Origin of the sequence: Flavobacterium celericrescens, assembly GCF_011392075.1 — a bacterium.
GTDB classification, from domain to species: Bacteria; Bacteroidota; Bacteroidia; order Flavobacteriales; family Flavobacteriaceae; genus Flavobacterium; species Flavobacterium celericrescens.
Genome location: NZ_JAAJBV010000001.1, coordinates 254,544 through 278,091, shown reverse-complemented (window position 1 = coordinate 278,091; position 23,548 = coordinate 254,544). Strand labels below are relative to the sequence as shown.

Below are 23,548 nucleotides of genomic sequence, written 5' to 3'. Positions count from 1 at the left end.
GGATTTCATCACTAATCGATTATTTTTGCATCAAATTTTATGATGATATGTTAGAAAATCCAAAAAGATATACGATTACAGCGGCTTTACCTTATACGAATGGTCCTATTCACATTGGACATTTAGCAGGTGTTTATGTTCCATCTGATATTTATGCGCGATATTTACGTTTACAAGGAAAAGATGTAGCTTTCATTTGCGGAAGTGATGAACACGGCGTAGCAATTTCAATGAAAGCGAAAAAAGAAGGTATTACGCCACAACAAGTAATTGATAAATACGACGGAATTATTCGTCAATCGTTTTTAGATTTCGGAATTTCTTTTGATAATTATTCGAGAACTTCAGCTGAGATTCATCACAAAACGGCTTCGGAATTTTTTAAAAAATTATATGATAACGGAGATTTCATCGAAGAAACTACCGAACAATTATACGATGCAAAAGCGGACCAATTTTTAGCTGACCGTTTCGTAACAGGAACTTGTCCAAAATGCGACAATCCAGAAGCGTATGGCGATCAATGCGAAAAATGTGGTTCGACTTTAAATGCAACGGATTTAATTAATCCGAAATCAACAATTACTGGAGAAACTCCAATTTTAAAATCTACAAAACATTGGTTTTTACCTTTAAATCGTTACGAATCGTTCTTAAGAGAATGGATTTTAGAAGGTCATAAAAACGACTGGAAACCGAATGTTTATGGACAAGTAAAATCGTGGGTTGATGGTGGTTTAGAACCAAGAGCCGTAACACGTGATTTGGATTGGGGAATCGATGTTCCAGTGGAAGGTGCGGAAGGTAAAAAATTATATGTTTGGTTTGATGCGCCAATCGGCTACATTTCGTCAACCAAAGAATGGGCGGCTCGCGAAGGAAAAGATTGGGAACCGTATTGGAAAGATGCCGATACAAAATTGGTTCACTTCATTGGAAAAGATAATATCGTTTTCCATTGTATCATTTTCCCAGCGATGTTAAAAGCAGAAGGAAGTTACATTTTACCTGATAATGTTCCAGCAAACGAATTCTTAAATTTAGAAGGAAACAAATTATCGACTTCTAAAAACTGGGCGGTTTGGTTGCACGAATATTTACAAGATTTTCCAGAAAAACAAGATTCGTTGCGTTATGCTTTAACAGCAAATGCTCCAGAAACCAAAGACAACGACTTTACTTGGAAAGATTTTCAAGCAAGAAATAATAACGAATTAGCAGCGATTTTTGGAAATTTCATCAATCGTGTGGTGGTATTAACTAATAAATATTACAACGGAATTGTTCCAGCTCCAAACGAATTCACAGAAGTTGATGAGCAAACGTTAGCCGAATTAAAAGCATATCCAGCCGTAATTTCAAGTTCAATTGAGCGTTACCGTTTCAGAGAAGCGTTAGGTGAATTAATGAATGTGGCTCGTTTAGGAAATAAATACTTAGCGGATGAAGAACCTTGGAAAATGGTAAAAGAAAATCCGGCAAGAGTGCAAACACAAATGTATGTGGCGTTGCAAATTGCTTCAGCTTTAGCCGTTTTATCGGAACCATTTTTACCTTTTACAGCTAAAAAATTATCGAATATTTTAAAAATTGATGCTTTAGGTTGGAACGATGTAACTACTAAAACAGATTTGTTACCATCAGGGCATCAAATTGGTCAAGCCGAAATCTTGTTTGCCCAAATTGAAGATGCAGAAATCCAAAAACAATTAGACAAATTAGAAGCAACTAAAACCGCAAATAAAGTGGAAAACGCAAAAGCTGAACCGCAAAAAGAAACAGCTTCATTTGAAGATTTTGCAAAAATAGATTTACGAATCGGAACCATCATCGAAGCAGAAAAAATGCCAAAAGCTAACAAATTGTTAGTGTTAAAAGTAGATACTGGTATTGATGTAAGAACCATTGTTTCTGGAATTGCAGAGCATTTTACACCTGAAGAAATAATTGGAAAACGCGTAACCGTTTTAGTAAACTTAGCACCAAGAGCATTACGTGGTGTGGAAAGCGAAGGTATGTTGTTGTTAACAAATAATGCAGAAGGTAAACTAGTTTTCGTAAATCCAGATGCGGAAGGTGTGATTAATGGTGCGATGATATCTTAAATTATATATTGACAATGAAAAAGTTTATTTTACTGTTCTTTCTGTTCTCAAAATTAACTTTCTCTCAAGAGTTAGTAAATTCGATTGACATTAATCTTGACAAGATTAAAAGTTTTTATCGTATTGAAGACCCCAATAACAATGAGTATGCTCTTATTTTAAAAAACAAAGAGAACATTGAATTAATAAAAACTGACAAAAGTTTTAATGTATTAAGTAGGTTTGAGCATATAGAAATTGATAAGTCTGGAGATTTCATGGGTAATAGTATAAAAGAAAATTTATTCTATACTTATTGGAAAAAGAACAAAAAAACATTGGAGGTACTAACTATTGATTTTGAAAATAAAAAGATTATTAAAAATGAAATAAACTACCCCATTGACAGTAATGAAAGAATTTTATCTAGTTATACAAAAGATGCATTTTTTAATACTATTACTGTAACCAAAGAAACATCAATTATAAATTATTACAGATTTAATGGTCTAACAGTAGAAAAAAATTCATTTGACTGCTCTAATATGAGTTTTGTCAATTCATTAAATCAAAAAATAAAGTTTTGGGATTTTTTAAATGACGAAAACGGAACAGTTTACAAGGCTTCTTTTCCAATATTTTTAACGGATAAAATTAACTTTAACTCTGTTCATGCAACGGAAAAAAAGAAAATTTATGTTGATAATGAAAGAATTATTATTTCATCAGATGTAAATAATAATTTTAGTCAATTTGTAATACTGTCGTTAAAAGATTTTACCGCAAATAGCCACATTGTTTCTAAGCAGGATGAAAATTCAATTGATTCATTTTTATCTAAGGAAACGAATTCTTTTGTAATTGACAATAAAATTTTTATAGCTAAATTTAGCAATGAAAGAATTTCAATCATTATTAAAAACTTTGACAATAAAACACTTAACTCTTTTTCAATAACTGCTACAGAAGGTCATCAGTATATCAATTCAGAACTTATAGAAGAAGTTGGAGGTATAAAAAACAGAGAAATTCTTAAAAATGAAGAGAAATTCTTAAGAAAAAGTTTTGCTAAAAATCCTTCAATAACAGGATTCCTTTCAAACGATAATTATTATTTATCTATAGCTGGAGTTTCTTATCCAAGACAACAATCTTATCAAATGCTTGGAATGTTTGGGTTAGTTGGAGGTATTGCGGCAGCAATCATTAATGATGGTTCAGGATCATCAATTACTTCTTATTCAGATAAAGATGTTGTATATATTAGAAGTTGTATATCTTCTTCAGATTTCAAGCCAACAAATTTGAAAAACGTGACTTCAAATTATGATAATGTTAGATCTTACGTTGAAAATAATAATTCAAAAGAAAATTTTTTAACTCTTTTTGAAAGTAATAACCATTTTTATCTTTTTGCCCATAAAAACAAACAGGAAAAAGTGACAATATATAAATTCTAATTTTTTCATGAACCCCAAAATAATCGCTTTCGACGCAGACGACACTTTATGGCACAACGAACCTTATTTCGATGAAGCACAGGAGCGCTTTTGTGTGTTGTTTCAAGATTATGCATCGAGCCAAGAAATTTTGGGATTGATTTTGAATCATCAGGTGAAAAATTTGCCTTTGTATGGTTTCGGAATTAAAGCGTTTACGTTATCAATGATTGAAACTGCTTTGCAATTGACCAATCATCAAATTTCGGGAAAAGGAATTGAGCAAATTTTAGCTATTGGAAAAGATTTATTGCAAAAACCTGTCGAATTGTTGCCAAACGTAGAATCAGTTTTGGAACAGTTGAAAGGAAAATATAAATTGGTTGTAGCCACAAAAGGCGACTTAAAAGACCAACATAGAAAATTACACGATTCGGGAATTGGCGCTTACTTTCATCACATTGAAGTCATGAGTGATAAAGCCGAATTAGATTACGAAAAAATGTTAGGGCGTTTGGATTGCAAAGCCGAAGATTTTCTAATGATTGGAAATTCCTTAAAATCAGATGTCTTACCAGTTTTAAATATTGACGGACATGCAATACACATTCCGTATCATACGACTTGGGAATACGAAAAAATTGATTTCGAAATCAAACACGAAAATTTCAAATCGTTTACCCATATTACTGAGATTTTACCTTTGTTAAAATGAAACGAAAAATTGACATATCTTCTTGGAATCGAAAAGGACATCTAGAGTTTTTCTCAGCTTTCCAAGAGCCTTTTTTTGGAATAACTACAACAATTGATTGTACAACTGCTTATGAAAAAGCAAAGGCAATGCAAATTTCATTTTTTGTATATTATTTTCACAAAACTTTAGCTGCTGTTAATCAAATTGAAAATTTCAGATATAGAATAGAAGGTGAAGATGTGTTTCTATACGAGGAAATTGACGCTTCTGCTACTATTATGAGAGAAGATAAAACGTTTGGATTTTCGTTTATGAAATTTCATGAAGACATTCACGAATTTAATACAATTGTTCAAACAGAAATTGAAAGAATTCAAACCACTACTGGAATTTTAACGAGAGAATATCCTGAAAACATTATTCATTTTTCGGCTGTTCCTTGGATAAATTTTACTGGATTAACGCATTCTAGAAATTTTGGTGTTGCCGATAGTTGTCCAAAAATTTCCTATGGAAAACTAGTAGAAGAAAACGGAAAGAAATCGATGGCGCTTTCAGTTACAGCACATCATGGCTTGGTTGATGGTTATCACATAGGCTTATTTATTGAAGCTTTGCAAACCGAATTAAACAAATAAACCACCAACTTTCGCTGGTGGTCTTTTCTCAAACGGCATTCAAAATAGCTAAAATATCTTCTCCGAATCGCTCCGATTTTTGTTTCCCAAAACCTTTGATTTGTTGTAATTCATTTAAGTTACTTGGCTTATACATGGCTAAATCGATTAATTCTGAATTGTGACAAATCATATACTTTTTCAGTTTCAAAGCTTCCGATTTTTCGTTTCTCCATTGATTTAAATACCCATAAACTTGTTTGTCTTTCGGATTTAAATCTTCATAAGATTTACGTTCTAATCGTTCTGGTTTTTCTTGTTCTTCTGATTCATAATGAACAATAACCGACCAATGCGCTGCTTCACTTTCCACAAATTGAGTACTTGATTTTTTAAACGTTACCGTATTCAAAAAAGCATTCAATTGTTGTTGATCGTACTCCAAAAATGCGTTATCCAAACGGATTGAAAATACTCTAACTTGCATAACATCTTTATTTACCGATTAACAAAATTTCATTGGCAACAACTTCTGTAACATAGCGTTTGTTTCCGTCTTTGTCGTCGTAACTTCTGTGGGTTAACTTACCTTCTATTCCGATTTCTTTTCCTTTGGTTACAAATCTTTCGATGATGTCGGCTGTTTTTCCCCAAGCGGTTACTCGGTGCCATTGCGTTTGTTCTACTTTGTCACCGTTTTCACGATAATACACTTCGTTTGTAGCAATGCTGATGTTTGCTAATTTTTTTCCTCCTTCAAGGTTTTTGATTTCTGGTTCTTGACCTACGTGTCCGATTAATTGTACTGAGTTTTTCATGGCGTATAAATATTAAATGTTTGTGTTACTTGATTTTTTGGAACACGGATTTAATAAATTAGAATAATTTAAAAAATCTATGTTGAACTTGATTTTTGAATTTGTTCTTGAACTTGACTATTTGCTTAATAAAACCAATTCATTAGCAACCACTTCTGTGATATAACGTTTGTTTCCGTCTTTATCGTCGTAGCTTCTGTGGGTTAGTTTACCTTCGATGGCAACGTGACTTCCTTTGGTTAATAATTTTTCAATAATGTCTACTGTTTTTCCCCAAGCGGAAACGCGGTGCCATTCGGTTTGTTCTACTTTTTCACCTTTGGCGTTGGTGTAATTCTCATTCGTAGCGATAGTAAAGTTTGCTACTCGTCCAGATTCTAAATTTTTGATTTCTGGTTCTTGGCCTACGTGTCCGATTAATTGTACTCTGTTTTTCATGGCGTGTAAAAATTTAAATAATTAATAAAATTGATTTTTGAAATTGAACTTGTATTTGAATTTTGCTTTCGTTCATTTCGACAGTGCAAAGATGGGACAAGAAAAAAACGTTATTCGGTATTTAGCTATTTAATATCGGTTGTAAATATTTGTAAGCGTTTGTAAATGGAAAATATTTTTGTATATTAGCTTTAATTATAAGACTTTACAGATGAAAAAATCAATCTTTCAAAAAGGTATTTATTTTTTACTTTTTATTTGTTCGTTTAGCACATTTGCACAAAAAACTCTTAATTATAACGATGAAAAAGGTTCTCCAAAAGCCACTTTACAAGATGTAAAATGGATTGTTGGCAATTGGACAGGCGAAGCTTTAGGTGGCATTTGCCAAGAAACGTGGAGCGAACCGATTGGAAATTCGATGATGTTTAGTTTCAAATTAGTGGTAGATGGAAAAGTCGCTTTTTATGAATTGGGACACATTATTGAGAAAGACAAAACGTTATTATTACAACTCAAACACTTTGACGGCGAATTAAAAGGTTGGGAAAAAGCGGAAGTAAGCGAGAATTTCAGACTGGTAAAAGTTACTCCAACCCATGTGTATTTTGACAAATTTACATTTGAGAAAATTTCGAATAACGAAATCAATATTTACGTGGTTTTTGAAGATAGTGGTAAGGAAATGAAGTTTAATTTTAAGAAGTAAGCCATGAGTAAAACCTGTTTAGAATGTGGCGATAAAATCATCGGTCGCGAAGACAAAAAGTTTTGTTCGGATGGCTGCCGCAATGCGTACAACAACAAAATGAATAAAGATCAGAACAATCTGATGCGCAACATTAATAATAAATTGCGTAAAAATTATCGCATTTTGTGTGAACTCAACCCAGAAGACAAAGGAAAAACCACAAAAACCAAATTACTTAGTAAAGGGTTTGATTTTGAGTTTTTTACCAGCATGTTACAAACCAAAACCGGCAACACTTATTTCTTTTTGTACGACCAAGGCTATCGCGCGTTGGAAGATGATTTTTATATGTTGGTAAAGAAAGATAGTTAAGAGAATAGATGAAAGAAGAAAGAGAAAAGATTGCCATACTCGGTTGTGGTTGGCTGGGTTTACCTTTAGCCAAATCATTGCTTTCAAAAGGTTACGAAGTAAAAGGTTCTACGACTTCGGAAAGTAAATTGGTAATTTTGAAAAATGCTGGGATTTCGCCTTTCCAAATTCAATTGGAGGAACATCAAATCATTGGAAATATGGAAGATTTTCTGAAAAAAATCGATGTTTTAGTGATTGATATTCCGCCTGGATTGAGAAGAGAACCTTCGACTTCAAACGAAATGACATTTGTAAATAAAGTAAAAACGTTGATTCCGCTTATCGAAAAATCAGAAATTCAGAAAGTTATTTTTGTGAGTTCGACTTCGGTTTATGGTGATAGTTTTCCTATTGTTGAAATTACAGAAGAAACAACCCCAAATCCCGATACCGAAAGTGGCAAGCAATTAGTTATTGCTGAAACTCTTTTACAATCAAATCCAAATTTTAAAACTACGGTAATTCGTTTTGGTGGTTTGCTTGGCGAAGATCGTCATCCAGTGAAATTTTTGGCAGGAAGAACGAATGTTGAAAATCCAGATGCACCAGTGAATATGATTGAGAGAAAAGATTGTATTGGAGTTATAGAAAAAGCTCTCGACTTCGCTCGAGATGACAATTGGGAATGGAATCAAACCTTTAACGCTGTCACACCTCAGCATCCAACGCGCAAAGCATATTATCACAAAAAAGCGGATATTTTGAATTTGCCATTGCCTACCTTTGCAGAAAATTCGGAATCGAAAGGTAAAATTATTTCTAGTGAAAAAGTAGAAACGATTTTAGGTTATTCGTTTCAAAAAGAAATTTAGTAATGGCGTATTTTAGCGTATTTCACAATTACATCAAGCAAAAGAAAAATGCGATTGGCTTACCAATTTTAGCATTAATTTGGATTAGCTTTTTCTGGGGAACGACTTGGATTGCTTCCAAAGAAGGTGTAAAACATATACCTCCGATGCAATTGGTAGCGCTGCGTCAACTTTTTGGTGGATTGTTGTACTTGCTTTATTTCTTAATCAAAAAACATCCTTGGCCAAACAAGCGACAATGGCGCACTATTCTAGTTTTGAGCGTTTTGAATTTCATGCTGAGTAACGGTTTGAGTACTTGGGGTGTAAAATACATTTCGAGTGGTTTGGGAGCGATTATTGGTTCAATATTTCCACTTTGGATAGTAATAATTAGTCTATTTCGCGGTCAAAAAACATCTTGGAAAGCGGTTGTAGGTTTGATTGTCGCTTTTGGCGGAATTTGTGTGATTTTCTACGATTACCTTAACGATTTCTTAGAACCTGAATTCCGTTTTGGAATTTTACTTTCAGTAATTGCTACGTTTACTTGGGCGTTATCTTCGATTTATATCAAAGAAAACAAGACGAATTTCAATCCGTATTTTAGTTTGGGATTGCAAATGTTGATTTCGAGTATTGTGATTTCAAGTGTGATTGGATTTAATGGCACTTCAGTCCCGTTAAGTGAAATTCCTGTTATTTCTTGGTGGTCGATTGGTTATTTGGTGGTTTTTGGTTCGGTATTGACGTTTATAGCTTTTATTTATGCTTTAGAAAATTTACCAACTGAAATCAGCAGTTTGTATGCCTATATCAATCCGATGGTGGCGTTATTTTTTGGTTATTTGTTGTTTAATGAACCTTTAACTACTGCGATTATCATTGGCGGAACAATAACGATTATTGGACTTTATTTAGTGAATCGTGCGATTAAGAAGAAATAAATTTAGCCACGGATTAAAAGATTAGAAGGATTACAATCTGTGAAAATCCTTTAATCCGTGGCGATAATCTCAACTGTTTTATTAAACAAAAAATCCCACCTAAAAAGATGGGATTTGATTTATTCTTGAATTTGATTACCAAATTTTCACACGCTTGTCTGGTGCTACATACATTCCGTTGTTTGGTTGAATGTTGAACGCTTTGTAGAACGCTTCCACATTTTGTAACGGTACATAAGCACGGTACATTCCCGGTGAATGAGGGTCTGTTTTTACTTGATTTTTGATGGCTTCGTCACGCATTTTACTTCTCCAAATGGTTGCCCAAGAAATAAAGAAACGTTGCTCAGGTGTAAATCCGTCAATCAATCCTGGATTTCCGTTTGCTTTCAAATAGATTTGTAATCCGTCATAAGCTGCATTAACTCCACCTAAATCTCCGATGTTTTCTCCTAAAGTAAATTTTCCATCCACAAAAATTCCAGGTAAAGGTTCTAAAGCAGAATATTGGTCTGCTAAAGCGCTACCTAATGTGGTAAATTGTTTCAAATCTTCATCACTCCACCAGTTTACTAAATTTCCTTCAGCATTATATCTTGAACCTGAATCGTCAAAGCCATGTGAAATTTCGTGACCAATTACAGCTCCGATTCCGCCATAATTTACAGCTTCATCTGCTCTGTAATCATAAAATGGAGGTTGTAAAATAGCCGCAGGAAATACAATTTCGTTATTGGTTGGATTAAAATATGCATTCACCGTTTGTGGCGACATACCCCATTCTTCTTTATCTACTGGTTTTCCAAGTTTTTCAACATTTTGTTGATGGCTCCATAATGCATATAATCTTGAATTTTCGAAATAGGTTCCACCATTATTTGGGCTTACTACTGTTAATTTTGAATAGTCTTTCCACTTATCAGGATAACCGATTTTTATTCTTGATTTTTGTAACTTTAATTTTGCGTTTTCTTTTGTTTCTTTTGTCATCCAAGGCAAATTATCGATACGATTTTCAAATGCTGCAAAAACGTTTTTAATCATTGCTTCTGCTTTTGCTTTTGCTTCTGGTGGGAATTTTTTCGCAACATATAATTTTCCTAAAGCTTCACCTAGTCTTCCGTTGACAGTTGCTAAAGCTCTTTCATCAGCTGGACGTTGTTTTACTGCGCCTGTTAAAGTTTTGCCATAAAATTCCCAGTTAGCATTTTCAATTTCTGTAGAAAGTATTCCAGATGAACCTCTAAGGGCAGTCCAACGCATGTAGGCTTTCCAATCTTCAATTTTGTTTTCTTGAAAAATAGCTTCAACAGCTTGTAAGTATTTTGGTTGAGAAACAACTACAGAATCAATTTTTCCAATTCCTACTGTTTGAAAATAACTATTCCATTCTACTGACGGCAATAATTTTTGTAAATCAGCAATTGCCATTGGGTTGTAAGTTTTTCTTCTATCTCTACGTTCAACTCTATCAAAAGTTGCGGTCGACATTTTAGTTTCTAAAGCTAAAATTTTCTTTGCATTTTCTGTTGCAGTAGTTTCAGATTCTCCTATAAATTGAAGCATTCTAGAAACGTGAGCAATATATTTTTCGCGTTTCTCTTTGTTGTCAGGTGCATCAGATACATAATAATCTCTGTCTGGCAAACCTAAGCTTCCAGTTCCTACATAAACAACATTTCTATTGCTGTTTTTAGCATCTGCACCAACATAACTTCCAAAGAACCCTAATCCCATTTCTGGTTCTAATTCAGCTAATAATGTTACTAATTCTTTTGAATTTTTAACAGTATTTATTTTAGCTAAATAAGGTTTAAGAGGCTCAATTCCAGATTTATTTCTGCTAACAGTGTCTAAGATAGATTTGTATAAATTGATTGCTTTTGCTTGATCTGAATTTGGATCGATGGTTTTATCATTTATTGCCTCTTTAAGAATTGCCATGACATCGTCATCAGTGTTTTTACGAAGTTCGTCAAAACTTCCCCAACGGGTTCTGTCTGCTGGAATTTCGGTTTTATCTAACCAGCTTCCGTTTACATATCTATTGAAATTGTCTGCTGGACTTGTTGATTTGTCCATGTAATTCACATTGATTCCAATTGGTTCTTGTTTTTTTACTGCTTCTTGATTCGATTTGCACGAATAGAAAGTTGCTGTTAAAAAAAGGAAGCCTAGACTTCCTCTTAAAATGAATTTATTCATAATTTATTCTTTAATAATTCTTTTTACGGTTGCTTGTTCATTACTCATGATTTTTACAAAATAAATTCCTTGAGATACGTTTGATAAATCAATTGCAGTTTCAAAGTTTGTTACAGAAATTTCTTTTTTAGACCAAACAATTTTACCTGTTAAATCATAAACATCAATTCCGGTTGGTTGAATGTTTCCTAATGAAATATTGAAAATTCCTTTAGAAGGATTAGGGTAAACAAAAACATTATTTAATTCAAAATTTTGATTTGAAAGCGTTCCATTAATAACAAAGTCGTCAATATTAACTCCTAATTGAGTGACAGATTCGTCAGAATGAAACACAATTCTAAAAATGATATTTGTTTCTGAGTTTAGAGCATTTAATGGATAGGTATATGTAGTCAAAGTAGTATTTGTTCCTGTCCATTGACCACCAGGACAATTATTACAATCTGTTCCCGTGGTAAGAGGAGTTCTGTCACTATTATACCAATTAGTATCCATAGTTCCTAATAAATTCCATGTTGCCCCAAAATCGGTTGAATATTGTACATAAGTAACATCCCAATTTACCTCTAAATCATATTTCATTGCAAAACTAATTTGAGGATTTATAACATTTGATAAGTTATAACATTGAGATACTAAGTATGATTTAGTTACATTAGGATAATTTCCAGTAACATTTGTTGTGTATACTGTATTACCAGCAGAACTCATAGCTCCAGTTGTTCTGATACCTCTTTGCCATTGCGATCCGCTTCCACCATCATTGTATGAAATTAAAGCATTGGAAGGTGTTGTAAAAGGATTAACCACTCCAACAGTTCCAGCATCATTAACATAAAAAGTTGAGGAACCACTATTGTTGTCTGAATAGGCATCATTAGTTATAGTTGTGGTTACATTTAAAGTATGTACACCTCTTGTTAAAGTAACGCTAGGTAAATTAATACTAGTATTTGTATTTGGTGCAATTGAACCATTCCAAGTAAAGCTATTTGGTGTACTGTCTATTGTATAATTAATTGTAACCGATGTGATTGGATTTGTTCCGCTATTTTTAACTTCAATTTGAGGAATAACAGTATCGCCACAATTAATGTTTACACCTGGACTTTGAATACTCACAAATTTTACATCATCTGCAGGAATTTGAATAGGAATATCTGTTTGCCAAATACCTCTTCCGTAAGTTGCTGCGACAAGTTTTGCGTCTTCTAAGTTTATTTCTAAATCGGTTACAGACACATTTGGTAAATTTGTGTCGAATGCTTGCCAAGTAGACATTGAATCATCTCTGTAGTAAACACCTAAATCAGTTCCAACATATAGAGGATTGTCAGTGTTTCTTCCTTGATGCACAATTATATTTTTACCGATATTTGGTAATCCTGTGAAAAAATTAGCAAAAGATGTTCCTCCATTTGTAGATTTTAATACACCTCCAGAAGTACTTTGAGTAGTTATATAAACAATATTACTATCAGTTGAATGAACTTCTATAGAAGTTATGTTACTTGTGGTTGTATATACATTTGTAAAAGTGATACCTAAATCGGTGCTTTTGTATAAACTAGAACCATTAGCAACATACATAATATTGTCATTTGATGGGTCAATACTAATTAGTTCTAGATTACCAGTACCAATGGTTCCTGTGTTTTGTTGAACCCAAGCTCCAGAAACCAATTTGTATAAGTTGTTATAGCCTGCAAATAAATCTCCAGCAGCGTTAGCCATTAAAGGAGTTACCCAATTGCCATCAACACCAGGAGATCCAACAGAAGCACTAATTCCATTTCCAGCATTGTTGCTTATGTAAAGACTTCCTCCACTTTGAATAAAGCCATAATATTGATTTGGATTATTTGGATTTATAGCAGTGTCCATTCCGTCAGCGCCATAATAATTTTTCCATTGACCACTACTATACGCGTGTCCACCATTATCTTGTAATCCTCCCACCATGTTTGCAGCGGATTGTTTTGAAACAGCAATTTTATAAAATTGGCTAATTTGAACACCGGCTGTTAAATCAGTAAAGTTTGTTCCGCCATTGTTTGAAACATAAATTCCACCATCACTTCCACAAAAAAGTTTACTTCCATGGAATCCTAAGTAATGGATGTCAGCATGAGTATACGATGGAGCCGTTGGCGAACTCCAATTGTTTAATTTGGTTACAGTAGCTCCACCATCAGTAGATTTCCAAACATTCAAACAACCCGTATAAATTTCATCCGCATTAGTAGTTGAAGCGGCTAATGCTAAATCATACCATGATTGATTAGACTCAAAAACGTCTCCAGTTGTTGATTCGTTTGATGAGGTTTTAGTCCAACTTGTTCCTGAATTAGTAGAACGATATATTCCTTGCATATCACCGCTAGAATTAGCACTCAGCACATAGATGTAATTTGCATTCGCAGGTGTTACATCTAATAAAAGTCTACTAGAAGTTGCAGGTAATCCTAAAGTGATTTGAGTGAAACTTGTTCCTGAATTTGTTGAACGATAAAAATTTGTGTCAGAAACAGCATAAACAGTTGTTGGGTCTCCAGGTTTTAATCGAATACTACCTTGAGAAAAATCACCTGTTTGTACACTTGACCAGGAAGTACCACCATTTGTAGTTTTATAAATTCCGTTATTTGTTGCGCACCATAATATTTGATTATTTGTGGGATGAATAATTAAATCACCAGCTCTTGATGGGTTAGAGCCTCCCATAGTACCAGTTGCATTCCAGGTTAAACCACCATCAGTAGATTTATATACTCCAACCGAATATGAATCTCCTGCATCTTTGTCTCCAGTAGCTATGTAAATTGTATTTGAATTTGAGTAATCAACAGCTATTCCAGAAACACCTATTTGAGGTAATTCATCTGTAAGTGGAGCCCATGTTGAGCCATTGTCTGTAGATTTCCAAATTCCCCCAGCAGGTGAACCTAAATAAACAATATTGCTATTTGATGGGTCAACATGAACGGTATTTACACGACCTTGACCTGAAGACCAAGAGCCAGTATTTGTATGGGTAAAAGGGCCTACAGGTTGCCAGTTACTTACAGGCAATGAAAAAGCACTATTTTTATTTGTCTTCGCTATGTTTTTTTGACGCCAAGCATTCCAAAATTCATCAGATGACATGACGTAACCTTGATCATTAGTATAACTTCTCCAATGGTATTCCCATCTCATAAAAGGCTTGTAACCAGAACCTTTAACGTTTTTGTCTCTTGTTGACCAATATTGGTTAAATGAAGTTACCAATTCGTCAATAGTGGCTTCGCCAGTTCGTGCTGTAGATACGTTAGCCATCCATGGGGCAGAAGGATTAAATTGTGAAAAACCTAAAAAGGAACACAATAAACTAACAATCAAGTAATTTTTAGTCATATTAGTAGTAGTTAAATAGTAAAATTTCACAAATATAGCAAAGAAAATCAACATATTACAACTTTAACGTTCGTTTGAAGTGGCTTTAAAGCCTAATTATGTTTATTTTTGCAAAAAAATATAATGCTAAAATATCTGAAACCATATAGAACATTTATAATTGTCTTTTTGATTTTGTCAATAGCTATTTTTTTTGGAATTTATTCTTTACAAACTCCTGAAAAAATGTTACCAATATATTCACCAAGAGATATTAATCCTGAATTAGTTGATTCTACGGTGCAACATATTGGCATCGACCATAAAATTGCTGACTTTGCTTTTACCAATCAAAATGGGAAAATAATTACACAGAAAGATTATGAAAACACTATTTATGTAGCGGATTTCTTTTTTACTACTTGCCCAACGATTTGTCCAAAAATGACCGATAATATGGTTTGGTTGCAAAAGCAATTAAAAAAATATCCAAGCGTAAAACTTTTGTCTTTTTCTGTCACTCCAGATATTGATACTCCAGAAGTACTTAAAAAATATGCCATTAAAAAAGGAGTGGATGATTCACGTTGGAATTTAGTAACCGGAGATAAAAAGGAAATTTATTACTTAGCAAGAAAATCATATTTGGCTGTAAAAACTGGAAAACCAGAAGAATTATATGACATGGTTCATACCGAAAATTTTATTTTGGTAGACAAAAATAAAAGAATTCGCGGTTTTTATGATGGAACAAATCTAAACCAACCCAGTGATGACCCAAAAGTAAAAAACATGCAACAATTACTTGCCGATATAATTTGGTTAGTTGAAAATCAAAAATAATTGGTATTAAATTGATAATTATCAGGTTTTCTAAATTTATAATTTTTACTTTTGTATTTTAATTCAATCTAAATAAGAAAATGAACACTAATTCGTCAGCTCTTAAAATAGGAGAAACAGCAACTATAACGGCTGTTAATTTAGACGAAATCCCACTAAAATTATTAGAGATGGGATGCTTGCCAGGTAATAAAATTACATTACTTCAAGTAGCACCTTTTGGCGATCCATTATATTTTAATGTGAACGATTCTCATGTGGCTATTCGTGTGGAAACCGCAAGAGAAATAAGTGTTTTAAAAGATAATTAAATGAGTTCAAATCTTATAAAAGTTGCTTTAATTGGAAACCCAAATGTGGGTAAAACATCTGTTTTTAATGAGCTTACTGGTTTAAATCAACAAGTAGGAAATTATCCAGGAATTACTGTTGAAAAAAAACAAGGTGTTTGTAAATTATCTGATAGTGTTAAAGCAAAAATTATTGATTTGCCAGGAACATACAGTTTAAATGCTAGTTCAATTGATGAAAATGTAGTAATTGAACTGCTCCTAAATAAAAATGATGAAGATTTTCCAAATGTAGCCGTTGTAGTTACAGAAGTTGAAAATTTAAAGCGAAATTTACTTCTTTTTACCCAAATTAAAGATTTAGAAATACCAACCATTTTAGTCATTAACATGGCTGATAGAATGCAATTAAAAGGAATAGAATTAAATATTCCGATTCTTGAGAAAGAATTAAAAACTAAAATTGCATTAGTAAGTTCAAGAAAAAAAATAGGGATTGAAAATCTTAAAAACCTAATTTTAAACTACGAAACACTTTCTACAGAACCTTGTTTGCACGCGTCTTCAATTGATCCAGATTATTTTAATAATTTAAGAAGAGCTTTTCCAAATCAGTTGTTATATAAGCTTTGGTTAGTGATTACGCAAGATGTTAATTTCTTAAACTTGGATAGAAACGAAATTAAAAGTTCATTTACGAAATCGCATGCCGATTTAAAAAGATTACAACAAAAAGAAACTATAAAACGCTATCAGTTTATTAATGATACGCTAAAAATAGGTCAAAAAATAGATGTTTCAAAAGCATCCGATATTCGTGCAAAAATCGACAGAATTCTGACACATAAAATTTTCGGTTATGTAATTTTCTTCGGAATTTTGATGTTGATTTTCCAATTTTTATTTGATTGGAGTAGCATTCCAATGGATTTTATTGACGAAACTTTTGCTAATTTTAGTTCACTCGCAAAGCAAAATTTACCTGCAGGAGAGTTCACAAATTTAATTAGCGAAGGAATTATTCCTGGAATTGGCGGCATCGTAATTTTTATTCCACAAATAGCATTTTTATTCTTATTTATTTCCGTTTTAGAAGAAAGTGGATATATGAGTCGTGTGGTTTTTTTGATGGATAAAATTATGCGAAGATTTGGGTTGTCTGGAAAAAGTATTGTCCCTTTAATTTCAGGAACAGCATGTGCGATTCCAGCTATAATGGGCGCAAGAAATATTGAAAATTGGAAAGAACGATTAATTACTATTTTAGTAACTCCTTTTACAACTTGTTCAGCGCGATTGCCTGTTTATGCTATATTAATCTCATTAATTATTCCCGAAAAAAGAGTGTTGGGCTTTTTAAGTTTACAAGGATTAACGTTAATGACTTTATATTTATTAGGATTTGGAATGGCAATTTTTTCTGCCTTTATACTTAATAAATATTTAAAGTTAAATTGTAAATCTTATTTTGTTGTAGAAATGCCAAGCTATAAAATTCCAATGTTTAAAAACGTTGGAATTAATGTGCTAGAAAAAACAAGAGCATTTGTAACAGGTGCTGGAAAGATTATTTTAGCGCTTTCTATTATCCTATGGTATTTGGGTTCCCATGGATTAAGTGATGATTTTAATAATGCAGAAAAAAATGTAGTAGCCGAACTTCAATCGAAAAACATCAAGCTAAATCCTTCTTTAATTGAGGATAAAGTAAATGCCTATAAACTTGAAAATTCCTATATAGGTTACATGGGAAAAACGATAGAACCAGTAATTAAACCGCTTGGTTATGATTGGAAAATAGGTGTTGCAGTAGTAAGTTCATTTGCAGCAAGAGAAGTTTTTGTAGGAACATTAGCCACCATATATAGCGTTGGAAGTCATAGTGATGAAGAAACTACGATTAAAAACAGAATGGCAGCTGAAGTGCATCCAATAACTGGAAATAAAGTATTTAATTTTGCAACAGGAATTTCGTTATTGCTTTTTTACGCTTTTGCAATGCAATGTATTTCTACGTTGGCTATAGTAAAAAAAGAAACAAATTCTTGGAAATGGCCTATAGTTCAATTAGTATTCATGAGTGGTTTTGCATATCTAACAGCATTAATTGCATATCAAGTTTTAAAATAAAAGGCATAGTTTTTGATTAAATAGAGAAAACTAAAACAGATGAAAAACACATTACTTATACTTTTATTTGCCTTAACATTAAACACCACTTTTTCTCAGAAAATTGACAAATCAAAAAAAGAGTTGAATGCAGGAAGTTCATCAAGTTCTTCATCAAGTAGTAGTTCATCGTCTTCATCATCTTCAAGAAGTTCTTCTAGTTCTAATGATTTCGGGCTGGTAGGTTTACTGGCTGAAGGATTTTTATACGTCGGTTTTTATTCAACAATAGGAGATTATAGAAATGAAGATCATTTGTATAATTCTCTTTCTAAATATCCTTATTTTGATGGTGAATCTGGTAATTTTGTTCGTGATGGAGATAGTATTCAAAGAAATAATAAAATGCGATTTGATATAGAAAATCATTTTCTGTATAGTAGTAATACTTCTTTTGGGAATCATTTAAAGGCTAAAATTAGACCTTTTCAATATTTTTATTTGCAAGCAGATTATAGAGAGTTGATAGAGAAAAATATTTTCACAAATGAATATGATAATTTATCTATGTTTCAATTTAATTTTGCATATGATAGAATTCGTTTTAAAAAGTTTAATATTGGATGGACGCTTGGAGCAACTTATATTGGAAACGAAGTAAACAAAGCAGGAATTTCCTATGGATTGAATACTGATGTTTTTGCTTTTAAAAATATAAGTTTTAATGGTGCATTTCAATTGAGTAAGATAAATGGATTATCTGTGAATTCTTTTGAGTTTAGAGGGAAATATCATAAAAAGAATTACTTTTTTTCAGCGGGTTATGAACATTTAAAAATAGCATCTCCAAGTTATAATTTTATCACAATAGGTGCTGGAATATATTTTTAAAATTATGGATATACAACAAATCTTAGTTTACTTGTCTTTGGCTGTTGCAATAGGGTTCTTAATAAAAAAATTCTTTTGGAAAAAGCGCACTAAAAAGTCAAAGCCTTGTGGCGACGATTGTGCGTGTCATTAACCCAAAGCTACGTCTAATGTCATCATCACAATAAATCCGCCGATAAAACCTAGTGTTGCTATATCAGTGTTTTTATCTTGTTGTGTTTCTGGAATAACTTCTTCCACTACTACAAAAATCATGGCTCCAGCTGCAAAAGCTAGAGCATAAGGTAATATTGGAGTAAAAAAAGTAACCGCAACTGCTCCTAAAACTCCAGCAATAGGCTCTACAATTGCAGACGATTGACCATACATAAAACTTTTCCAACGGCTCATCCCCATTCTTCTTAAGGGCATTGAAACTGCAATTCCTTCTGGGAAATTTTGAATTCCAATTCCAATAGCTAAAGTAACTGCTCCAGCAATTGAAGCTTCTGGAATTCCTGCAGCTACACCACCAAACAAAACACCCACCGCTAATCCTTCCGGAATATTGTGCAACGTAATAGCTAAAACCAAAAGGGTAGTGCGTTGCCATGGAGATTTAATTCCTTCAGTCTCTTTAAAATTGATATGTAAGTGCGGTAATACTTTGTCTAATCCAAAAATAAAAACAGCTCCCAACATAAATCCCACAGCAGCAGGAATTACTTTTACAAAACCATCTCCTTTGCTCATTTCAATTGCAGGCGCTAATAAACTCCAAAAACTAGCCGCAACCATAACGCCCCCTGTAAAACCAAGCATTCCGTCTAAAACCACTCGATTCATGTTTTTAAAGAAGAATACGAACGAAGCACCAAATGCGGTTAATCCCCATGTAAAAGTTGTAGCTAATAATGCCGCTAAAATAGGATCAATGCTTTCAAAAAAATGGATTATTGTATCAAACATAATTATTGTACATATAAATTATTAGCAATTTTATTCGAAATAGTCAAGCGTTTTCCATCGATTTCTACAGTTAAAGTATCATCAAAATCTTCTTTGTCGATTACTTTTACAATAGAACCTAATGCGATTTTTTGTTTGTCTAAATATTTTAAAAAATCGGTAGAGGAATCCTTCACGCCCACACAATGAAATGAAGCGTTAATTTCAACTTCGGATAACAATTGTTTTTCAATTTTCTTAATCACACCTTTTGCATCTGGAATAGGATCTCCATGTGGGTCAGCCACAGGAAACCCTAAAAAGGCATCCAATTTATTAATTAATTGTTCGGATTTGATGTGTTCCAATTCTTCTGCAATTTCGTGTACTTCATCCCAAGAAAAGCCTAATTTATCTACTAGAAAAACTTCCCATAAACGGTGTTTTCTCACAATCATTTTTGCAGAATGTAAACCTTTATCTGTTAAAGTAACGCCTTGATATTTCTGATAACTTACCAAATCTTTATCCGAAAGTTTCTTCATCATATCTGTTACAGATGATGCTTTTGTATCTAACATCCCAGCAATAGCATTCGTATTAACGCCTTTTGGAGAAACCAACGACAAATGATAGATAACTTTAATATAATTTTCTTCAGAAATGGTCATAATCGATTTATTTCGACAAATATATGTTCTTTTTTTAGATTGCTAAATATTTTATTTTTAGTTTTGTCTAAAAATAAATTTATGAAAACAAAAATTTCTATTTTACTTATTCTATTTTCAACTTTTACTTATTCTCAAACAAAAGACACTTTAGCTAATAATTCTGAAATGATGAATGATGTTGTAATTTCTGGAACACTAAAACCTGTTAAAAGACTCGAGTCACCAGTGCCTGTTGAAATATATACTCCAGTATTTTTAAAGAAAAATCCAACATCAAATGTCTTTGAAGCTTTACAAAATGTAAATGGGGTTCGACCACAACTCAATTGCAATATTTGTAACACAGGTGATATCCACATCAATGGATTAGAAGGCCCATACACTATGGTAACGATTGATGGAATGCCTATTGTGAGCGCACTTTCAACCGTTTATGGTTTATCTGGAATTCCGAATTCGCTAATTGATAGAATAGAAGTCGTTAAAGGTCCCGCCTCAAGTTTATACGGAAGTGAAGCCGTTGGAGGTTTAATAAACATTATTACCAAAAAACCTTTGAGTGCACCTTTGTTTTCTGCTGATATTTTTTCGACTTCTTGGTTAGAAACCAATGTGGATTTAGGTTGGAAAAGTTCGGTTGGAAAAAAAGCGGTTACTTTAATCGGCATCAATTATTACAATTACAACCAACCGATTGACAATAACAACGATAATTTTACCGATGTAACCTTACAAAAACGAATTTCCATCTTCAACAAATGGAACTTTGAGCGAAAAAACAACAAAGAATTCACCATTGCAGGACGATTATTTTACGAAGACCGTTGGGGTGGCGAAATGCAATGGAACAAATCGCATCGTGGTGGTTCGGAAGTTTATGGTGAAAGTATTTATACAAAACGTATGGAACTTTTAAGCAAATATCAATTACCAACTATAGAAAACATGTATTTGTCGTTTTCAATGACGGCACATGACCAAAATTCGGTGTATGGAAACACGATTTACTTGGCGAATCAAAAAATTGCTTTCGGACAATATACTTGGGATAAAAAGTTAGAAAATCACAATTTGTTATTGGGAGCGGCTTTTCGTTATCAATATTATGACGATAATACAACAGCTACAACGACTGCAGAACAAACAAAAATCTATAGCATTTTTCTTCAAGATGAAATAAAATTGGCTCCAAAACATCATATTTTATTAGGAGCTCGATACGATTACAACAACAATCACGGCAATATTTTTACACCGAGAATTGCCTACAAATGGAATCCAACCGAAAATGATGTGTTCCGAATTAATGCCGGAACTGGATTTCGAATTGTAAATCTTTTTACCGAAGAACACGCGGCTTTAACCGGTTCGAGAGAAGTGATAATTACCGAAGATTTAAAGCCTGAAACTTCTTACAACATCAATTTGAATTATTTGAAAAAAATTAGATTTGAAAACGGTACTTTTTTAGGTTTCGAAACTTCGGCTTGGTACACTTATTTTAATAACCAAATCATTCCAGATTACGACACCAATCCGAACCAAATTATTTATTCCAATTTAAATGGTTATGCACAAACATTAGGAATTAGCGGTAATATTGATTTAGTAACGCCTTTCGGATTAAAAGCGATTCTTGGTTTTACAATTATGGAACCGAAAAATGTACAAAATGGAGTAAGTTCAACACCTGTTTTAACGGAAAAATACAGCACCAATTGGGCAATAACTTATGATATTCCAAAATGGTTTTTGTCCATCGATTACACAGGGAATTTATATGGACCGATGCGATTGCCGATTTTAGGCGATTTAGACCCAAGACCTGAATATTCTCCTATTTGGAGTTTGCAAAACATTCAATTTACTTATAAAAAATTTCGTAGTTTTGAACTTTATGGCGGTGTAAAAAATATTTTGAATTGGACACCTAATAGAGGAACTCCATTTATAATAGCTAGAGCAAACGATCCGTTTGATGAAGGTGTTGAATACGATACAAACGGAAATGTTTTAGCCACACCAAGCAATCCATATGCTTTAACCTTTGATCCAGGTTATGTGTATGCACCCAATCAAGGAATAAGAGGTTTTTTAGGAATTCGATATACCATTTATTAATGCAACATTATCATTATATTTTCACAGGTTCAGGTTTATCGGCTTTGATGACGGTTTATAAAATGCTTTTATCTGGAAAGTTTGAGGATAAATCCATTTTATTAATTGATGAGAATGCTAAAAAAGTAAACGACAGAACTTGGTGCTTTTGGGATGAAAATAATTTGTTTAATGAAATCGTTTCAAAAAAATGGAATCAAGCTGTTTTTGCCAATGAAAAATTCAATCGGGTTTTAGAACTAACGCCTTATCAATACAAGAAAATTAATAGTTTAGATTTTTATGAATTGGTTTTCAAGAAGATTTCCGAACATAAAAACATTCATTTCCTAAATCAGAAAGTAGTTGATTTTACAGAATTAGGTAATCATTGTGTTGTAAAAACCAAAGAAGAAACCTTCACTTGCAACAAAATTTTCAATTCGATTTTTAATCCTGAAATTGTTACAGCGCAAAATAAATTTCCATTAATTCAACAACATTTTATCGGGTGGTTTATCAAAAGTAAAGAAGCAGTTTTTACACCTAACTGCGCTACCTTCATGGATTTTTCGGTCGAACAAAAAGGCAATACGCGTTTTATGTATGTTTTACCAACATCAGAAAATGAAGCGTTGTTAGAATATACATTGTTTTCAAAAGATTTACTTCTGAGGGAAGAATACGAATCTGAAATCCAGAATTACATTGAAAATTTAGGTATAAAGGAATACGAAATCATCGAAAAAGAACAAGGCAATATTCCGATGACGTGTTATCCTTTTTGGAAACACAATACAAAGAACATAATCAATATTGGTTCGGCTGGCGGTTGGACAAAAGCTAGCACAGGTTATACTTTTAAAAACGCATCCAAAAAATCGAAAGCTTTAGTTCAATTTCTAAAATCAGAATCAGACTTTTCGAAGTTTCATAAAAAAAATAAGTTTTGGCTCTATGATTTGTTATTATTGGATATTTTAAGTTCAAAAAACGAATTAGGTTCTAAAATATTTTCTTCGATGTTCAAAAAAGGAAACTCAACTATAATTTTTAAATTTTTAGATGAAGAAACTTCTATTTGGGAAGATTTTCAAGTCATTTGGAAATGTCCAAAAATGATTTTTGTGAAAGCGTTATTTGGCAGGATTTTCAAATAAGGGCAAACTATCAAATCATAACAAATCTTTATGAA

General features: G+C 32.8%; 21 protein-coding genes. 14 read left to right on the top strand and 7 right to left on the bottom strand.

The genetic code is table 11. The annotated features are described in order from the left end of the window. Nucleotides 1-47: 47 nt before the first annotated feature. The 4 genes from metG to G4L40_RS01235 are packed head-to-tail and all read left to right on the top strand — an operon-like array spanning nucleotide 48 to nucleotide 4,858. A complete protein-coding gene (gene metG, locus G4L40_RS01250) occupies nucleotides 48-2,105 on the top strand; it encodes a methionine--tRNA ligase (RefSeq protein WP_166235226.1) in 2,058 nt (685 codons plus the stop codon). Nucleotides 2,106-2,119: 14 nt separating this feature from the next. Further along, nucleotides 2,120-3,544: a hypothetical protein gene (locus tag G4L40_RS01245; protein WP_166235224.1), complete on the top strand. Its 1,425-nt coding sequence runs from the start codon at nucleotides 2,120-2,122 to the stop codon at nucleotides 3,542-3,544. 7 nt (nucleotides 3,545-3,551) lie between these two features. Continuing rightward, nucleotides 3,552-4,238: an HAD family hydrolase gene (locus G4L40_RS01240; protein ID WP_166235222.1), complete on the top strand. Its 687-nt coding sequence runs from the start codon at nucleotides 3,552-3,554 to the stop codon at nucleotides 4,236-4,238. Continuing rightward, a complete protein-coding gene (locus tag G4L40_RS01235) occupies nucleotides 4,235-4,858 on the top strand; it encodes a chloramphenicol acetyltransferase (protein ID WP_166235220.1) in 624 nt (207 codons plus the stop codon). Before G4L40_RS01240 ends, G4L40_RS01235 begins: the two co-directional genes overlap by 4 nt. 28 nt (nucleotides 4,859-4,886) lie before the next feature. On the opposite strand, the gene G4L40_RS01230 is transcribed toward G4L40_RS01235, so the two are convergent. The 3 genes from G4L40_RS01230 to G4L40_RS01220 all read right to left on the bottom strand — a co-directional run bounded on the left by G4L40_RS01230 (nucleotide 4,887) and on the right by G4L40_RS01220 (nucleotide 6,093). Further along, nucleotides 4,887-5,324 (bottom strand): HRDC domain-containing protein, encoded by a 438-nt coding sequence (locus tag G4L40_RS01230; protein WP_166235218.1) that lies wholly within the window; start codon nucleotides 5,322-5,324, stop codon nucleotides 4,887-4,889. 7 nt (nucleotides 5,325-5,331) lie between these two features. Beyond that, entirely contained in the window at nucleotides 5,332-5,655 is a 324-nt protein-coding gene (locus G4L40_RS01225) for a single-stranded DNA-binding protein (protein ID WP_166235216.1), read from the bottom strand. Between the two features lie 117 nt (nucleotides 5,656-5,772). Beyond that, on the bottom strand, nucleotides 5,773-6,093 hold the full coding sequence (locus tag G4L40_RS01220; RefSeq protein WP_026725498.1) for a single-stranded DNA-binding protein: 321 nt from the start codon (nucleotides 6,091-6,093) through the stop codon (nucleotides 5,773-5,775). A 211-nt stretch (nucleotides 6,094-6,304) separates the two neighbouring features. Here G4L40_RS01220 and G4L40_RS01215 point away from each other — a divergent pair, with 211 nt between their 5' ends. The 4 genes from G4L40_RS01215 to G4L40_RS01200 are packed head-to-tail and all read left to right on the top strand — an operon-like array spanning nucleotide 6,305 to nucleotide 8,936. After that, nucleotides 6,305-6,802 (top strand): DUF6265 family protein, encoded by a 498-nt coding sequence (locus G4L40_RS01215; RefSeq protein WP_166235214.1) that lies wholly within the window; start codon nucleotides 6,305-6,307, stop codon nucleotides 6,800-6,802. A gap of 3 nt (nucleotides 6,803-6,805) precedes the next feature. Continuing rightward, nucleotides 6,806-7,156 carry a hypothetical protein gene (locus G4L40_RS01210; protein WP_113987668.1) on the top strand — a complete coding sequence of 117 codons (351 nt, stop codon included), beginning with the start codon at nucleotides 6,806-6,808 and terminating at the stop codon, nucleotides 7,154-7,156. Between the two features lie 8 nt (nucleotides 7,157-7,164). Further along, on the top strand, nucleotides 7,165-8,010 hold the full coding sequence (locus G4L40_RS01205) for an SDR family oxidoreductase (RefSeq protein WP_166235213.1): 846 nt from the start codon (nucleotides 7,165-7,167) through the stop codon (nucleotides 8,008-8,010). A gap of 2 nt (nucleotides 8,011-8,012) precedes the next feature. Continuing rightward, nucleotides 8,013-8,936: a DMT family transporter gene (locus tag G4L40_RS01200; protein WP_166235211.1), complete on the top strand. Its 924-nt coding sequence runs from the start codon at nucleotides 8,013-8,015 to the stop codon at nucleotides 8,934-8,936. 135 nt (nucleotides 8,937-9,071) lie between these two features. On the opposite strand, the gene G4L40_RS01195 is transcribed toward G4L40_RS01200, so the two are convergent. Continuing rightward, nucleotides 9,072-11,141 carry a M13 family metallopeptidase gene (locus G4L40_RS01195; protein WP_166235209.1) on the bottom strand — a complete coding sequence of 690 codons (2,070 nt, stop codon included), beginning with the start codon at nucleotides 11,139-11,141 and terminating at the stop codon, nucleotides 9,072-9,074. A gap of 3 nt (nucleotides 11,142-11,144) precedes the next feature. Beyond that, nucleotides 11,145-14,540, bottom strand: a complete 3,396-nt coding sequence (locus tag G4L40_RS01190; protein WP_166235207.1) for a VPS10 domain-containing protein — start codon at nucleotides 14,538-14,540, stop codon at nucleotides 11,145-11,147. 123 nt (nucleotides 14,541-14,663) lie between these two features. Between G4L40_RS01190 and G4L40_RS01185 the strand changes: the two genes are divergently transcribed. The 4 genes from G4L40_RS01185 (at nucleotide 14,664) to G4L40_RS01170 (ending at nucleotide 18,652) form a co-directional block, all read left to right on the top strand. Beyond that, entirely contained in the window at nucleotides 14,664-15,362 is a 699-nt protein-coding gene (locus G4L40_RS01185; RefSeq protein WP_166235205.1) for an SCO family protein, read from the top strand. An 80-nt stretch (nucleotides 15,363-15,442) separates the two neighbouring features. Beyond that, a complete protein-coding gene (locus G4L40_RS01180) occupies nucleotides 15,443-15,673 on the top strand; it encodes a FeoA family protein (RefSeq protein ID WP_166235203.1) in 231 nt (76 codons plus the stop codon). Further along, nucleotides 15,674-17,782 carry a ferrous iron transport protein B gene (gene feoB / locus G4L40_RS01175; protein WP_166235201.1) on the top strand — a complete coding sequence of 703 codons (2,109 nt, stop codon included), beginning with the start codon at nucleotides 15,674-15,676 and terminating at the stop codon, nucleotides 17,780-17,782. A 39-nt stretch (nucleotides 17,783-17,821) separates the two neighbouring features. Then, nucleotides 17,822-18,652 carry a hypothetical protein gene (locus tag G4L40_RS01170; protein WP_166234766.1) on the top strand — a complete coding sequence of 277 codons (831 nt, stop codon included), beginning with the start codon at nucleotides 17,822-17,824 and terminating at the stop codon, nucleotides 18,650-18,652. Nucleotides 18,653-18,781: 129 nt separating this feature from the next. On the opposite strand, the gene G4L40_RS01165 is transcribed toward G4L40_RS01170, so the two are convergent. Beyond that, nucleotides 18,782-19,600, bottom strand: coding sequence for a ZIP family metal transporter (locus G4L40_RS01165; RefSeq protein WP_166235199.1), 819 nt, complete (start codon nucleotides 19,598-19,600; stop codon nucleotides 18,782-18,784). 2 nt (nucleotides 19,601-19,602) lie between these two features. Beyond that, nucleotides 19,603-20,250, bottom strand: a complete 648-nt coding sequence (locus tag G4L40_RS01160) for a metal-dependent transcriptional regulator (RefSeq protein ID WP_166235197.1) — start codon at nucleotides 20,248-20,250, stop codon at nucleotides 19,603-19,605. 81 nt (nucleotides 20,251-20,331) lie between these two features. On the opposite strand from G4L40_RS01160, the gene G4L40_RS01155 reads away from it, so the two are divergent. After that, complete coding sequence (locus tag G4L40_RS01155) at nucleotides 20,332-22,374, top strand: TonB-dependent receptor plug domain-containing protein (protein ID WP_166235195.1); 2,043 nt, start codon at nucleotides 20,332-20,334, stop codon at nucleotides 22,372-22,374. Further along, entirely contained in the window at nucleotides 22,374-23,513 is a 1,140-nt protein-coding gene (locus G4L40_RS01150; protein ID WP_166235193.1) for a lycopene cyclase family protein, read from the top strand. Before G4L40_RS01155 ends, G4L40_RS01150 begins: the two co-directional genes overlap by 1 nt. The last annotated feature ends 35 nt before the right edge of the window (nucleotides 23,514-23,548 follow it).